Source organism: Pseudomonas sp. B26(2017), from assembly GCF_002113045.1.
GTDB lineage: Bacteria > Pseudomonadota > Gammaproteobacteria > Pseudomonadales > Pseudomonadaceae > Aquipseudomonas.
The window spans coordinates 273576-287609 of sequence record NZ_NEJJ01000008.1 but is presented as its reverse complement, the minus strand read 5'-3'; the positions used below and the strand labels follow the sequence as shown (position 1 = coordinate 287609).

Sequence of the window (14034 nt, the reverse complement as noted above, 5' to 3'; positions counted from 1 at the left end):
ACCCTGCTCAATCACCACCCCATTCCCCTCCACCGCCACCAACTTCACCCCAGGACTCACCCGCTCCCCCTGCAAAAAACTCCTCGGCGGTCCGTCGTTGAGGCTGAGGATCGCCACCGCCCCTCGACTCCCCGCCATCACACCGCTGACCTTGATCTCCACCGGCGCCGTGCGGTTGGAAAACCACTGCAACGCCGGGTTATCGCTGCGCGCCGCGAGCAGTTGCGGCGTGGCCGCCGGGGTGTGGGATTCGGCGGTGGTCAGGAGCAGGGATGACCAGGTGGCGATGCCGACCAGGGCGGCCAGCAGTGCGGCGGCCTGGATGATTTGGGGGGGTGAAAAGCGTGCGGCGAATCTCATGGGCTGAATCTCCTTTTAGTCCCGGTGACCAGACTACGCGGCAATTCTCACGGTTTTATTTCACACGCCTTACATGTTGGCCGTGCAGGATGGTTTTTTGGGACGGGCTGGACGCTAGGGAGTGCGCATTCGATGAACCGGGACAGGCAGCAGGGTTTTACGCTGATCGAGTTGATGGTGGTGCTGGTGATCATCGGTATCGCCAGTGCGGCGATCAGTTTGAGTATCAAGCCCGATCCGTTGCAGTTGCTGCGCAAGGACGCCGAGCGCGTGGCGCAGTTGCTGCAGATTGCCCAGGCTGAGGCCCGCGCCGACGGTCGGCCGATTGCGTGGTTGAGCGATGGCAAGGGGTTTCGGTTCAGTCGGCGCAGTGACAGTGGCAAGGGTTTTGATCATTTCGATCGGGACCCGCAGTTGCGGCCGCGTCCCTGGCAGAGTCCGAAGCTGGAGGTGCGGGTGGAGCCGAAGCAGAAAGTGGTGCTCAACGCGGAGTGGATCAATCCGCCGCTGCAGTTGACGCTGTCTGACGGGCTCAATCGGTTGAGTGTGCTGCGCGATGCTTCGGGCCGGATCAGCGTGCAATGAACAGACAACAAGGTTTTACGCTGATCGAGGTGATGGTCGCGATTCTGTTGATGGCGGTGGTCAGTCTGATTGCCTGGAAGGGGCTGGACAGTGTCACCCGCGCCGACAGCCATTTGCAGGCCAGTGGCGAGCAGAGTGACAGCCTGTTGCGGGCGTTGAATCAGATGCAGCGGGATGTGGAGATGCGCGCCGGGATCGAATTGACGGAGCCGAAGAAGGTCGGCACCGAGGATGAACCGGCGACGGCCCCGCCTGCCGTTACGGTGCGCAGCAGTGACAGCAAGGGGTTCCGGCTGGACATCATTCGTAGCGCGGCGGATCAGCCGGGGGCTTTGCAGCGGGTGCGCTGGTGGCTCAAGGGGGACACGCTGTATCGCGCGGTGGCACCGGCGCGCAGTCGGTATCCGTTGCCGGCGCCTACGGCTGGGGTGGCGGTGTTGGGTGAGGTGAGTGATTTGCAGGTGCGGGTTTGGGAGGCGGACAAGGGGTGGCGGCAGTTGAGCGGGAATCGGCGGGAGGATCCGTTGGGGTTGGAGGTGCGGTTGACTCGGGAGACACCGCAGGGGGTGGAGAAGTATCGGCAGGTGATGGGGCCGTTGCAGTAATTGAAGTCACTTAGGTCACTGTGGGAGCGAGCTTGCTCGCGAAGGGGCCGGAACATTCAACATCTCATTGCCTGAACTACCGCTTTCGCGAGCAAGCTCGCTCCCACAGGGTTCTGGGGTGTTTGTGGGTGTTGTGTTGGGTTAGCTGAGGACGACTACGCCGCCCGGCAACTCGGTGCATTTGACGCCGTAGGCATCGCGGATCAGTGCGCCTACGCCGGCCAGTTGGTCGAGGGAGAAACGTGCCTGTACGCGGCGTTGGCCGAGTTCGCGGTTGAGCAGCAGCAACATCCCCGGCCGATAGCGGTTGATCTCGTCGATCATCTGGCTCAGGGTCGCGCCGTTGAACACAAGCATTTGCTGGCGCCAGTTGGTCACCGCCGCCGTGTCGACGCTTTGCACAGTGCCAACCTGTTGCGCGTCATAGGTCAATTGCTGACCCGGTTCCAGGCGCAGGCTGCGGCCTTCGACTTCCACATCCACCGCGCCATCGAGGCACGTCACGCACACCTGTTGATCGAGGTTGCGCAGGTTGAACCGCGCCCTGCTCGCCCGCAACCAGCCGCCACCGGCCTGCATCGCCATCGGCAGGCGTGCGGTCTGCACTTCGACTTCGCCGCTGACCAGTTCAAAACCTTGCACGCCCTCATCCACCGAACGCTGGTTGATGCGGGTCTGGGTGTTCAGTTCCAGGCTCAAGCCATCGGCCGGTTCGACGCGACGTTGCTGGCCGACTTCGGTGATGTAATCGGCGCCAAGGCCGGAGAACCCGCCCGGGATCGTGCCGCGAACCAGCAGGAACGCCGCCGATGCGGCAATCGCGCCGCCGAGAAAGGCCCGTCGTCCGAACCGTCGTGGCGCCTGCAATTCTTCCGCCGCCGGTTGCAGCAGGTGCCACAACGCCTTGCACTCTTCGAAGGCGCGGGCGTGTTCGGGGCTTTGCGCGCACCACTGGCGCAGCGCACGGGCGTCGGCGACCGTGGCGCGGCCGGAGGTCAGCAGGATCAGCCAGTCGCGGGCTTCGCTTTGCAGACGCTCGGCAGGCGTGGGCTCGGCAGGTGTCAGACGGAAGATGTTCAAACGCACAGGTACTCGACGGGTTGATCGGGAGCTTCATTCACTAGACGGTTTTCCGGCCCCGCGACCGAACCGCTGAAACACTTTTCTTTCCAATTTGGCCGCGCAGTGTCCGAGGGCAGCCTTGATTTCCTTCTCGACCATGCGCGTGGAAATGCCGAAACGCTGGGAGATTTCCAGGTGCGGCGCTTCCTCCAAACGTGCGGCGATGAAGATCCGGCGGCGCCGGGCCGGCAGCTCGTAGAGGGCGCTGAGCAGCGACTGGATTTCCTTCTGGCCGCCGACCACGCGCATCGGGTCCAGCGCTTCGTCGCTGACTTGCAGCAGTTCTTCGACTTCGCTGCCGGTGAGCAATCGTGCATCGGCCTGGCGGCGGTCGGCGGCGATGTTCAGGGCCATGCGATAGAGGTAAGCGTTGGGCCGCAGCAGGTTCGGCGGCGCTTCCATGCGGTCGACCCGCAGGTAGGTTTCGTGCAGCACGTCGTTGGCCAGGTCCTCCGAGCCGAGACGGCGTCGCAGGCGCACCCGAAAGTCCTCGTAGGACGTCAGGAACAGCTGGACCATCGAACTTTGTCCGGCGTCTTTCATCCCCCGGAAACTCCTTCCCATTGTGTGCATTCCATGCGCTTTCCTGACGATTCGGGTAACAACAGCAACGTGACTGGCTGGCGCAATGCGCCGGGTGTGGGCCGGTCGATTTTGAGCGTGTGAAAACTGTCTACCAGCGCGGCATCGCGCCGAACATCACCGGTGGAAGTGACCAACCGGTTGTGCTGCACCACGCCGTCGCGACCGATCCACAACTGCAACACCGCACGAAAACTGCCGGGCCGGGTCAGCGGCGAGCGGCACAGGTTGCGCTCAATCGCGGCCTGCACCGCCGTGGCGTAGCTACGGTTGACGGCTGCGCTGGCGGGGGTCGGTTTCTCCGCCGGCAACGGCACGTCCTCGACTTGCGCGACCTGCAAGGTGAACGCGTCGTCGCGGCTGTACTTTGCCATCAAGCCACTGCCGCCGAGCATCCGGCGCAACGCTTCGGCGGCGGTGAATTCGCCATCCACCGCCAGGGAGCGTCGACCGCGACTCAACTGGCTGTCGACCAGCACCGCCATGCCGGTGGCGCGGCTGAACTGATCGAGGGCGCGGGCCAGTTCCTGGGCCGGGATGTGCAGCGTCATGCGCATCGTCGCCGGCACCGGGTCGGCGCTGGCGCGGCTCAAAAACAAGCCAAGCAGCAGCCCCAGACAGAGCTGGCGCATGAGCGCTGAGCGCGCAAACTCCTCCCTGGCACGGCCTCGCTGCACGGCTGATGCACCCCTGAAAACCGTCATCCTGAGGGCTGTTTATGAATCTGGTGTGACGGCCACTGCAAAAAAACCATCACGGGATCGGCGCCGCCGTTGCACTAGACTCTTGAGTCAGAGCGGCCCCTTCGGGCCGGCCAGGAGGCAGGCATGAAATCAGTCTGGAAAGTCGCCCTCGGCGGATTGTTGCTGACGGTGTTTAGCGCTGCATATGCGGAGGAGCCGCTGGGCTGCGTCGAGGTGACGGTGGGTGGCTACAAGGCGCCGAATTACGACTGCCTGAGCCAGCAGATGGGCAACAACCCTGACGGCGCGGCGGCTGCGCAGAAGAATCAGGAAGCGATGAATGTGCCGGTCAACAAGCGCCCGCCGAATCAGGTGGGACTGGCGACGCCAGCGGCCACCAGTACGCGGATGGGCAATACGTTTGGCACGTCGGTGAAACCGCAGCGCCCGCCGAACTAGCTTTGATCGTTCCCACGCTCCCGCGTGGGAATGCAGCCCGTGACGCTCCGCGTCACTGGACGCGGAGCGTCCCCAGAGGCATTCCCACGCGGAGCATGGGAACGATCAAAACCACAGCCACCGAACCAGCTTTCACCTGATCGTTCCCACGCTCCTGCGTGGGAATGCAGCCCGTGACGCTCTGCGTCACTGGACGCGGAGCGTCCCCAGAGGCATTCCCACGCAGAGCATGGGAACGATCAAAACCACAGCCACCGAACCAGCTTTCACCTGATCATTCCCACGCTCCCGCGTGGGAATGCAGCCCGTGACGCTCCGCGTCACTGGACGCGGAGCGTCCCTTGAGGCATTCCCACGCGGAGCATGGGAACGATCAGCGTGTAGGGGGCGCAGCGATGGATGGCTTGTGATCAATCGCTGGGAATCTGACGGAAGCTCACCGCCAACCGATTCCAGCTGTTGATGGTGCTGACGGCCATGGTCAGGTCCACCAGTTCGGTCTCGTTGAACTGTTCCCGCGCCCGCTGGTAAACGTCGTCAGGCACCCGGCTATCGGCCAGCAGCGTGACAGCCTCGGTCCAGCCCAGCGCCGCACGCTCGCGCAGGTTGAAGAAGCCGCTGTCGCGCCAGACCGCAATGGCGTAAAGCCGTCGATCCGTCTCCCCTGCCCGCCGTGCTTCCACGGAGTGCATGTCGGTGCAGAAGGCGCAGCCGTTGAGCTGCGAGGCGCGGATCTTGATCAGGTGCAGCAACGGCGGTTCGATGCTCAGGCTGCTGGTCAGCGCTTCCAGGGCAATCATCGCTTTCATGGCTTTGGGTGAAGCGCTGTAGTAATCCAGACGCGGGGACATGGTCGGGCCTCGGGCAGCAGAAGAGTGATTTCACGGTAAGCGCTGATGCGCCAGCGTTACAGCCCCAATTGCACGGAAAACCGGCAGACCACTGATCCAGGCAAAACACGAAACCTGTGGGAGCGAGCTTGCTCGCGATGGGGGCATTACATTCAACATTGATGTCAACTGACACACTGCTTTCGCGAGCAAGCTCGCTCCCACAGGGTTCTGCGCCAATTTCGGAGATTTTCACTACTCAACTTCTGCCCCGCGTGCATTCGGGGGTAATCTGGCCGACACTTCAGTCGCCCCCGGGAGCCCCGTCGGTATGGAACTTCATGTCGTGATCAACGGCCGCAAGGATCTGGCCGGTCAGTTGTACCAGCAACTGCGCGGCGCCATTGAGTCCGGGCGTCTGGCTGCCGGCACGCAACTGCCGCCGAGCCGTTTGCTCGCCGAGCAATTGGGGATCTCGCGCAAGACCATTTCCGACACTTACGCGCAGCTGACTTACGAGAATTTCCTCACTGGCGTCATCGGCAAAGGCACTTACGTCAACGCCCGCTCGACGCCGGTGCAGCGCAAGCAAAGCCATTCCGAGCTGGCCAGTTCCGAGGTGATCGAGAGCTGGCGCAATCTGCCGGTGTTCCTGCGCCATCCGACGCTCGAGGGCTCGCTGCGTTACGACTTTATCGGCGGCGCCACCAGCAAGGGCCAGTTTCCCCAGGATGACTGGCGCCGCTGCGTCTCTCATGCCCTGCGGCAGATGGCCAATTCCAAGGGTTTCTACAGCGTGCCGGAAGGCCTGCCGGCGCTGCGCAATGCGATTGCCCGGCACATCGCGTTTTCCCGTGGCGTGAACTGTCAGGACGAAGACATCGTGGTGTGCAACGGCGCACAACAGGCGCTGGATCTGATCACCCGCGTGTTGATTCGCCCCGGCAGTCTGGTGGCGATGGAAGATCCCGGCTATCCGCCGGCGCGGCTGCTGTTCGGCACTCACGGGGCGACGGTGGTCGGCGTGCCGGTGGATGCCGAAGGCATTCAGGTTGAACGGATTCCCGAGGGCACGCGGTTGATCTACGTGACGCCATCGCACCAGTTCCCGCTGGGCATGCCGATGAGCCAGGCGCGGCGCGAAGCCCTGCTCGAACGGGCCTATGAACTCGGCGCGATCATCATCGAGGACGACTATGACAGCGAGTTCCGCTACGAGGGCCGGCCGACCGACTCGCTACACAACCTCGATCAGCGCGGTATCGTTGCCTACGTCGGCACCTTCTCGAAAACCCTGTTGCCGGAGCTGCGCCTCGGCTACGCCATCCTGCCGCCGGCGATTCTCGAAGCGGTGATCCGCGCCAAGCAACTCACCGATTTGCATGCCTCCACCCTGCCCCAATGGGCGCTGGCCAAGTTCATCGCCGAAGGCTGTCTGCTCAAGCACATCCGCCGCTGCCACACGATTTATGCCCAGCGCCGTGAACGGATTCTCGCGCGCATGGCCACTGACCTGTCGCCGTGGCTGGAGGCCGTGCCGCCCAGTGCAGGATTTCACATGGCGGTGTTCTGCAAGGTGCCGATCGACTTGCCGCTGGTGATCGAACTGGCGAAAAAAGTCGAAGTCGGGCTGTACGCCATCAATGGCTTCTATCACCAGCAACCGGCAAAAAACGGGATGTATTTCGGCTTCGGTGCTATCGAAACGCTGGACATCGACATCGCGCTCGACCGCCTGCGCGACATTCTGCAACAGGTCGTTGGTTAGATTGGACTAAATGATTAACCGCCGATTGGTTATTGGTGATCCGGGGGCGCAGGCCTATTCTGCACAAGCGTTATCCCTCAATGAGCAGGATTCGTCCGGCCTGATTCAGGAGTGTGAGCAATGTCCAACGAAGTGATCAACACCGTACAGGTGCAGGCTGCCGCCGGCCGATCGGAGGAGCTGGGCAAGCAGTTGCAGAAGATCGTCGAAACCCTGCGCGAAACTCCGGGCTGCGATTCCTACCTGGTCGACCGCTGCCCCGAGGACAGCCACCGCTGGACGGTCAGCGCCCGCTGGCAGTCGGAAGCGGCAATGCAGGCGCATTTCAATCGCCCGGAAGCCCAGGGCTTCATCGACCTGATCGACAGTCGTCTGGCCAATAGCGTGGATTTCAACAGTTTCCCTATCGTCTGATCCGACGCCTTCGTCGGAACGCCGCCCGGAGCAAGCCCGCTCCCACAGGGTTTCGTGCAGTTCACTAATAATATGAACGACACAGAACACTGTGGGAGCGAGCTTGCTCGCGATGGCGTATTCGAAAGCGCTGACATCCCCCAGATTGGTCACCCGAACTTCCCGAATATTGGCCGTTTGAATACCCCGGCACGCGGACTACTGTGATGACCGACTCCCCCACTTATCAGGTGATCACATGAAAGTCCTGCACTTGCTTGCCGCCCCGCTCGCCGCTCTGGCCCTCACCATCAGCGCTTCGGCACTGGCCCACGGCACCGATTCCCCTTCCGAGAAAATCTCGGTCCTCCAGGACCAGATGCTGAAAAACGTCCCCGGCAAAAAAGCCATGATGATCGAAGTCGATTACAAACCCGGCCAGTCCTCCATCGCCCACAAACACGACGGCACGGCGATGGCCTATGTGCTCGAAGGCGAAGTGACTTCTCAGGTCAAGGGCGAACAACCGATCACCTACAAGAAGGGCCAGTACTGGTACGAGCCGGCCGGTTCCGAACATCTGGTGTCGAAAAACGCCAGCAAAACCAAACCTGCCAAGTTGCTGGTGTTCATGGTGTTGTCACCAGACGAGCAAGTGCTGATCCCATTGAAAAACTGATGGTTGTTCAAGCAGCCATAAATAAAAGGCGCAAATGATTGATTTGCGCCTTTTTTATTACCCGCGGCAATTAATCAAGAACGCTTACAGCCAATAAAACTATTGCATGACAGTCATTCAGCAAATTGTCAGGTTGTTTTCAGTTTGGCGGGAGTAGTCTGAGGCAACTGTCGCCGGTTGCATTTAATCAACCCCGACATCTCTGACTTTCCGACTGAAGTTGCTTCACGGGAGACTCACCATGAAACTTGCCTTTGCCAGTACCTTGGCGATATCGGTTTTAGCGTTGTCAGCCTGTTCTGTTCCTACCGCCCCGAAAGCGGTTTCCTCCCTCGACACCCTGTTCACCCAACCGGTGGGTCGCAGCAGCGCCAACCAGGTCAAAAGCGGTCCCGGTGTCTCGCTGGGCGTCGTCTACAGCCCGAGCACCCAGACCAACCGCGAATACCTGCGCGACTACCAGGCCAACGCCGGCACCGGTTTTGGTCAGAGTCTGCTGGTGCAGCCGATTCATGACGCCTACGTCGCCACTTCAAAACCGGACATGGCGGTGGATTGGGTGAAAGCCTCGCTGCAACGCCAGTTCGGCTCAGTCACGGTGTACCCGGACATGCAGAGCCTGCGTGCGGCGAATCCGGATGTGGTGGCGATCGTCGATACTCACAGCCAGTTGATTACTTCACGCAGTTCGGACATCAAGGCCGATGTGAGTGCGGATTTCTATGACGGCAAGTTCAACTATATCGGGACGGCGAAAGGCTCCGAGGCGAAAGAGTTAACGCCGATTTGGGCGGACTTCAAGCGTTCGGAGGAGATTGTTGCGGATATTAATCAGCAGCAGGAAGTTCAGGTTCGGGCGTTGCAGAAGTTTGACCAGTCGCTCAGTAATTTACTGACCAGGCCGGCAGATAAAGTATCGATGCTTGATAACAAACAAACACATAACTTGCAGTGAAAAACAGGGCCTAATCGACTTGCCAGCGATGAGGCCGGATCAAACAATACAAATCCAGCCGCCATGAAAAAGCCCCGGCATCTCTCGATGCCGGGGCTTTTTCATTCAACGGCTACTCAAGCAAGCTCAAGCTCCGCAGTCGCCGCAGCAGGCACAACCGCCTGACCGCTCAGCGCCACGTCGTTCAGCTCACGGTTGGCCACCGCGTACATGGCGTAATCGGTGCCGCTGGCGGCACGGATTTCCACCAGCATGGCGCGCCAGCGTTCGATCATGGCGTCGTTCTGCTTCATCCACAGTGCCAGACGGGTTTCCACGTCCGAATCACCGCCGCCGGCTTGCAGAACGGCGATGGTGATCGCGCGTTGCTGCCAGTCGACGTCGTCGCGGAACGCTTCGCGGGCCAGGGCTTGCCAGTTGTTTTCAACCGGCAAGGCGCTGATCTGCGAAATGTACCAGGTGATGTCCAGCGCGCTGCCCACGGCGAAGTACGCCTTGGCCACTTCGGCTGGATCCTGACCGGTCACGTCGGCCGCTTCGATGATCGGCAGCAGCGTGTAGAGGTGGGTCGTACCCGCCACCATACGCGCCAGCAGTTCCGGTACACCGGCAGCCACGTAAGCCTGATAACGCTCTTGCCAGTTCTCGCGGATTTCGCCGCTCAGCAGCTCGTCCAGCTTCAGGCCCAGCTCTTTCAGGTGCGGACCGAAATGCGCGACGTCACGGGCAGCGTTCTGCTCGTTGCGGCGGGCACGCAGGAACCAGCGCGTAGCGCGGCGGCCCAGACGCATCAGCTCGTCCATCAGCTCCAGTTGCACGTCAGCGGAGACCTGATAGTCCAGCGCTTCGATCTGACGGAACCAGTGCGGGAGGTGGAAGATGTCGCGCACGATCACGTAAGCGCCCGCCACGTTCGCCGGGGTCATGCCGGTGGACTCTTTGAGTCGCTGAACGAAGGTGATGCCCATGTGGTTGACCAGATCGTTGGCGATCTGGGTGCTGACGATCTCGCGCTTCAGGCGGTGACGACGCATGGCTTCGGAGAACTTGCTGACCAGGGTCGGCGGGAACGCCGTTTCCATGTCGCGGGTCAAGTAGTCGTCGTCCGGCACCAGGGAGCCCAGCAGCTGCTCCTTGAGGTCGATTTTGCTGTACGAGATCAGTACCGACAGTTCAGGACGGGTCAGACCGTGGCCTTCGGCAACGCGTTCGGCCAGTTGCTCTTCGGTCGGCAGGAACTCGATGGCGCGATCCAGCTTGCCACGGGCTTCCAGGTCGCCCATCAGACGTTTGTACTCGGCGATGCGTGCGTAGGCACGACGGGCCGCCAGGGACAGGGCCTGAGTCTGCTTGTAGTTGTTGCCCAGCACCAGACCACCGACTTCGTCGGTCATGCTCGCCAGCAACTGGTTGCGTTGCTTGTCGGTCATGTCGCCGGCCTGAACCACTTCGTTCAGCAGGATCTTGATGTTGACTTCGTGGTCGGAGCAGTCCACGCCACCGGCGTTGTCGATGAAGTCGGTGTTGGAACCGCCGCCATTGAGACCGAACTCCACACGACCCAGTTGGGTCATGCCGAGGTTACCGCCCTCGCCCACCACTTTGCAGCGCAGTTCGTTGCCGTTCACGCGCAGCGCATCGTTGGCCTTGTCGCCGACATCGGCGTGGCTTTCGGTGCTGGCTTTCACGTAAGTACCGATACCGCCGTTCCACAGCAGATCCACCGGCGCCTTGAGCAAGGCGTTCAGCAGCTCGGTCGGGGTCAGCTTGTCGGCCTGGATGTCGAAGCGCTCTTTCATCTGTGGCGAGATGGCGATGCTCTTCGCGCTGCGCGAGAAGATGCCGCCGCCTTCGGACATGATGCTGGTGTCGTAGTCGGACCAGGCCGAACGCGGCAGGTCGAACATGCGCTTGCGCTCGACGAAGCTGGTGGCCGGGTTCGGGTTCGGGTCGATGAAGATGTGCATGTGGTTGAACGCAGCAACCAGTTGCAACTTGTCGGACATCAACAGGCCGTTACCGAATACGTCACCGGCCATGTCACCCACGCCGACCACAGTGATGCTGTCTTCCTGGACATTGATGCCGCGCTCGCGGAAGTGGCGCTGTACGCCAACCCACGCACCCTTGGCGGTGATGCCCATTTTCTTGTGGTCGTAACCGGCCGAACCACCGGACGCGAACGCGTCACCCAGCCAGAAGCCGTAGTCGATGGCGATGCCGTTGGCGATGTCGGAGAAAGTTGCAGTGCCCTTGTCCGCCGCGACCACCAGGTACGGGTCATCGTCGTCATGACGCACGACGTTGACTGGCGGTACCAGTTTGCCGTCCTTCAGGTTGTCGGTGATGTCCAACAGGCCCGAGATGAAGATGCGGTAGCAGGCGATGCCCTCGGCCGCGATCTCGTCACGGCTGCCGCCCAGTGGCAGGCGACGCGGCAGGAAACCGCCCTTCGCGCCCACCGGCACGATGACCGAGTTCTTCACTTGCTGGGCTTTTACCAGGCCGAGGACTTCGGTACGGAAGTCTTCTTCACGGTCGGACCAGCGTAGGCCGCCGCGAGCAACGTTGCCGAAGCGCAGGTGCACGCCTTCGACGCGTGGCGAGTAAACGAAGATTTCGAACTTCGGAACCGGTTTCGGCAGTTCAGGGATCAAGTGCGGGTTGAACTTGAAGCTGAAGTACGACTTGTTCTGGCCGTTGGCGTCGGTCTGGTAGAAGTTGGTGCGCAGGGTCGCTTTGATCAGGTCAAGGTAACGACGCAGGATGCGGTCTTCGTTGAGGACTTGAACGTCGTCCAGCGCGGTCAGGATGGCCTGTTCCAGACGCTGTTGCTTGTCGTCCAGATCATCGCTGCCCAGCTTGCGGGCCAGATAGAAACGGGTCTTGAACAACCGGGTCAGTTCGCGAGCAATGTCGGTGTGGTTGTTCAGGGTGCTGGCGATGTAGCCGAGGTCGAAGCCCAGGCGGATCTGCTTCAGGTAGCGGGCGTAGGCACGCAGCAGCGCAACGTCGCGCCATGGCAGGCCGGCGGTCAGCACCAGACGGTTGAACGCATCGTTCTCGGCATCGCCACGGACGATGTGGACGAAAGCATCCTGCAGGGTGTCGTTGAGTTGCTGGATGTCCAGGTCCAGACCTTCGGCAGCGGTGAACGCGAAGTCGTGGATCCAGAACTCGCGGCCGTTGTTGTGGCGCAGGCGATACGGGAATTCACCGAGCACGCGCAGGCCGAGGTTTTCCAGAATCGGCAGCACGTCGGACAGTGCCAGCGGAGTATCGGCGTGATACAGCTTGCAGTGCAGCTCACGCGGGCCGGAGGCCAGCGGCTGGTAGAAGCTCATCGCCAGTGGTTTCTTCTCGCTCAGGTTCAGCAGGTGCTGCATGTCGACCACGGCCGAATGCGCAGCGAAACGCTCGCGGTAGCCGGCCGGGAAGCCTTTCGGGAAATCGGCCAGCACGTTGGTGCCGTTGGCTTCGCCGAAGGTTTCGACGGTCAGGGCGGCGTAGTCGTCCTGCCAGCTGCGGCAGGCCTGGATCACTTCGTTTTCCAGTTGCAGCGGGTCGATGTCGATGCGGTTTCTCGGGTCGACGCGCAGGATCAGTTGCACGCGGGCCAGCACGGACTCGGAGAAGAACGTCCAGAATTCGCAGTCGGAGGCTTTCAGACGCTCCATCAGCACTTGCTGGATCTTCTGGCGGACTTCGGTGGAGTAGATGTCGCGCGGCACGTAGGCCAGGCAGTAGCAGAAACGACCGTACGGGTCTTTGCGCAGGAACACACGAATCTTGTTGCGTTCCTGGATCTGCACGATCGACATCACGGTGCTGAACAGTTCGTCGACCGGGGTTTGGAACAGGTCGTCACGCGGCAGCACTTCCAGAACCTGAGCCAGTTCCTTGCCCAGGTGAGCCTTGGCCTGGAAGCCCGAGCGACGTTCGATTTCCTCGACCTTGCGGCGGATGAACGGGATGACACGCACGCTTTCGCCATACACCGACGAGGTGTACAGGCCCATGAAGCGGTGTTCCTTGATCACTTTGCCGTCGGCAACGATTTCGCGAATCGACACGTAGTCCGGGTAGGCCGGACGGTGGACGCGGCTCGGATGCGCGGCCTTGGCGAACGACAGCAGTGTCGGTTCGCGCAGGTATTTCACGGCATAGTCTTCGATGTGGCGGTCTTCGTTGGTCAGACCGGTTCGCAGCAGCTTGGTCAGGCCGAGGAACGAATTCTGGTCGTATTCGATGTGGCCGCCATCGGCCTGATCAACAACGGTGAATTCTTCGTAACCCAGGAAGGTGAAGTGGTTACCCACCAGCCATTCCAGGAAGCTCTTGATTTCGTTCTTTTCGTCGGCATCGACGGCGAATGCGCTGTTATCGAGCTTGGTGAGGATTTCCTGCACCTTGGCCTTCATCGGCTCGAAATCGGCGACCGCGACGCGGACTTCACCCAGGACCTGCTCCAGTTCCTTGGACAGCACATTCAATTCGGCCGCGTTGGCGCAGCGGTCGATTTCCAGGTACATCAGCGACTCGTGCAGCACGCCTTCGCCGGTGGTGCCTTTTGGCAGGATTTCCAGCAATTCGCCCTTGTCGTTGCGACGCACGCTCAGCACGGTGGTCTGCAGGGTGTGGATGCTGTAGCCGCGACGGTTCAGCTCGGTACGCACCGAGTCCACCAGGAACGGCAAGTCATGGTGCAGCACTTCGACCGCGGTGTGGGTCGACTGCCAGCCGTGACGTTCGTAATCGGGGTTGTAGACGCGCACTTGCGGTTGCGCGTGATCGAAGCGCTCAAGCAGGCGCCACGCAGAAAGAGTACAGCCAGCGAGGTCGGAGAGGCGACGTTGGGTCAGCTCGTCCAGGGAAATGATGCCGAAGAATTGTTCAGCGAACAGCGCCACTTGTGGCAGTGCCTGTTCACTGATGTGCTGCGCCAGTGCCGCTTGCAGTTGGTGCTGGAAGTCGGCTTTGCTGGCTGCGGTGAAGAACGCCATCTGTGGTACT

The 14034-nt window shown here is 61.4% G+C and carries 13 protein-coding genes; 7 read left to right on the top strand and 6 right to left on the bottom strand.

The genetic code is table 11. The annotated features are described in order from the left end of the window. The coding region (locus CAF79_RS14595; protein WP_085698342.1) for a general secretion pathway protein GspC at positions 1-360 on the bottom strand (360 nt) is incomplete at its 3' end. Positions 361-492: 132 nt separating this feature from the next. On the opposite strand from CAF79_RS14595, the gene gspH reads away from it, so the two are divergent. Together gspH and CAF79_RS14585 are read left to right on the top strand one after the other, a co-directional pair. After that, positions 493-945, top strand: a complete 453-nt coding sequence (gene gspH / locus CAF79_RS14590) for a type II secretion system minor pseudopilin GspH (RefSeq protein ID WP_085698341.1) — start codon at positions 493-495, stop codon at positions 943-945. After that, complete coding sequence (locus CAF79_RS14585) at positions 942-1550, top strand: prepilin-type N-terminal cleavage/methylation domain-containing protein (RefSeq protein WP_085698340.1); 609 nt, start codon at positions 942-944, stop codon at positions 1548-1550. Before gspH ends, CAF79_RS14585 begins: the two co-directional genes overlap by 4 nt. 141 nt (positions 1551-1691) lie before the next feature. On the opposite strand, the gene CAF79_RS14580 is transcribed toward CAF79_RS14585, so the two are convergent. Genes CAF79_RS14580 through CAF79_RS14570 form a run of 3 tightly spaced genes read right to left on the bottom strand, consistent with a single transcriptional unit; the run spans position 1692 to position 3886 of the window. Then, positions 1692-2630 carry a FecR family protein gene (locus CAF79_RS14580; protein WP_085698354.1) on the bottom strand — a complete coding sequence of 313 codons (939 nt, stop codon included), beginning with the start codon at positions 2628-2630 and terminating at the stop codon, positions 1692-1694. Positions 2631-2663: 33 nt separating this feature from the next. Continuing rightward, positions 2664-3215, bottom strand: coding sequence for an RNA polymerase sigma factor (locus CAF79_RS14575; protein ID WP_011334580.1), 552 nt, complete (start codon positions 3213-3215; stop codon positions 2664-2666). After that, positions 3212-3886 carry a secretin and TonB N-terminal domain-containing protein gene (locus CAF79_RS14570; RefSeq protein ID WP_085698339.1) on the bottom strand — a complete coding sequence of 225 codons (675 nt, stop codon included), beginning with the start codon at positions 3884-3886 and terminating at the stop codon, positions 3212-3214. Before CAF79_RS14570 ends, CAF79_RS14575 begins: the two co-directional genes overlap by 4 nt. A 195-nt stretch (positions 3887-4081) precedes the next feature. Here CAF79_RS14570 and CAF79_RS14565 point away from each other — a divergent pair, with 195 nt between their 5' ends. After that, a complete protein-coding gene (locus tag CAF79_RS14565; protein WP_085698338.1) occupies positions 4082-4396 on the top strand; it encodes a hypothetical protein in 315 nt (104 codons plus the stop codon). 410 nt (positions 4397-4806) lie between these two features. On the opposite strand, the gene CAF79_RS14560 is transcribed toward CAF79_RS14565, so the two are convergent. Continuing rightward, complete coding sequence (locus CAF79_RS14560) at positions 4807-5247, bottom strand: carboxymuconolactone decarboxylase family protein (protein ID WP_085698337.1); 441 nt, start codon at positions 5245-5247, stop codon at positions 4807-4809. A 310-nt stretch (positions 5248-5557) separates the two neighbouring features. On the opposite strand from CAF79_RS14560, the gene CAF79_RS14555 reads away from it, so the two are divergent. The 4 genes from CAF79_RS14555 to CAF79_RS14540 all read left to right on the top strand — a co-directional run bounded on the left by CAF79_RS14555 (position 5558) and on the right by CAF79_RS14540 (position 9021). Next, positions 5558-6994, top strand: a complete 1437-nt coding sequence (locus tag CAF79_RS14555) for a PLP-dependent aminotransferase family protein (RefSeq protein ID WP_085698336.1) — start codon at positions 5558-5560, stop codon at positions 6992-6994. 120 nt (positions 6995-7114) lie between these two features. Continuing rightward, the gene (locus tag CAF79_RS14550) at positions 7115-7408 is read left to right on the top strand and encodes a putative quinol monooxygenase (RefSeq protein WP_085698335.1); all 294 of its coding nucleotides are present in this window, start codon (positions 7115-7117) and stop codon (positions 7406-7408) included. A 238-nt stretch (positions 7409-7646) separates the two neighbouring features. Then, entirely contained in the window at positions 7647-8066 is a 420-nt protein-coding gene (locus tag CAF79_RS14545; protein ID WP_085698334.1) for a cupin domain-containing protein, read from the top strand. A 241-nt stretch (positions 8067-8307) separates the two neighbouring features. Beyond that, entirely contained in the window at positions 8308-9021 is a 714-nt protein-coding gene (locus CAF79_RS14540) for an ATPase (protein ID WP_085698333.1), read from the top strand. 116 nt (positions 9022-9137) lie between these two features. On the opposite strand, the gene CAF79_RS14535 is transcribed toward CAF79_RS14540, so the two are convergent. Continuing rightward, positions 9138-14024: an NAD-glutamate dehydrogenase gene (locus CAF79_RS14535; protein ID WP_085698332.1), complete on the bottom strand. Its 4887-nt coding sequence runs from the start codon at positions 14022-14024 to the stop codon at positions 9138-9140. Between the last annotated feature and the right edge of the window lie 10 nt (positions 14025-14034).

Excerpts from the sequence above, each read along its gene's own strand:
- CAF79_RS14535 (WP_085698332.1), bottom strand. The coding sequence starts at position 14,024 with ATGGCGTTCTTCACCGCAGCCAGCAAAGCCGACTTCCAGCACCAACTG.
- CAF79_RS14540 (WP_085698333.1), top strand. The coding sequence starts at position 8,308 with ATGAAACTTGCCTTTGCCAGTACCTTGGCGATATCGGTTTTAGCGTTG.
- CAF79_RS14560 (WP_085698337.1), bottom strand. The coding sequence starts at position 5,247 with ATGTCCCCGCGTCTGGATTACTACAGCGCTTCACCCAAAGCCATGAAA.
- CAF79_RS14565 (WP_085698338.1), top strand. The coding sequence starts at position 4,082 with ATGAAATCAGTCTGGAAAGTCGCCCTCGGCGGATTGTTGCTGACGGTG.
- CAF79_RS14570 (WP_085698339.1), bottom strand. The coding sequence starts at position 3,886 with ATGCGCCAGCTCTGTCTGGGGCTGCTGCTTGGCTTGTTTTTGAGCCGC.
- CAF79_RS14585 (WP_085698340.1), top strand. The coding sequence starts at position 942 with ATGAACAGACAACAAGGTTTTACGCTGATCGAGGTGATGGTCGCGATT.
- gspH (WP_085698341.1), top strand. The coding sequence starts at position 493 with ATGAACCGGGACAGGCAGCAGGGTTTTACGCTGATCGAGTTGATGGTG.
- CAF79_RS14575 (WP_011334580.1), bottom strand. The coding sequence starts at position 3,215 with ATGAAAGACGCCGGACAAAGTTCGATGGTCCAGCTGTTCCTGACGTCC.
- CAF79_RS14555 (WP_085698336.1), top strand. The coding sequence starts at position 5,558 with ATGGAACTTCATGTCGTGATCAACGGCCGCAAGGATCTGGCCGGTCAG.
- CAF79_RS14550 (WP_085698335.1), top strand. The coding sequence starts at position 7,115 with ATGTCCAACGAAGTGATCAACACCGTACAGGTGCAGGCTGCCGCCGGC.
- CAF79_RS14545 (WP_085698334.1), top strand. The coding sequence starts at position 7,647 with ATGAAAGTCCTGCACTTGCTTGCCGCCCCGCTCGCCGCTCTGGCCCTC.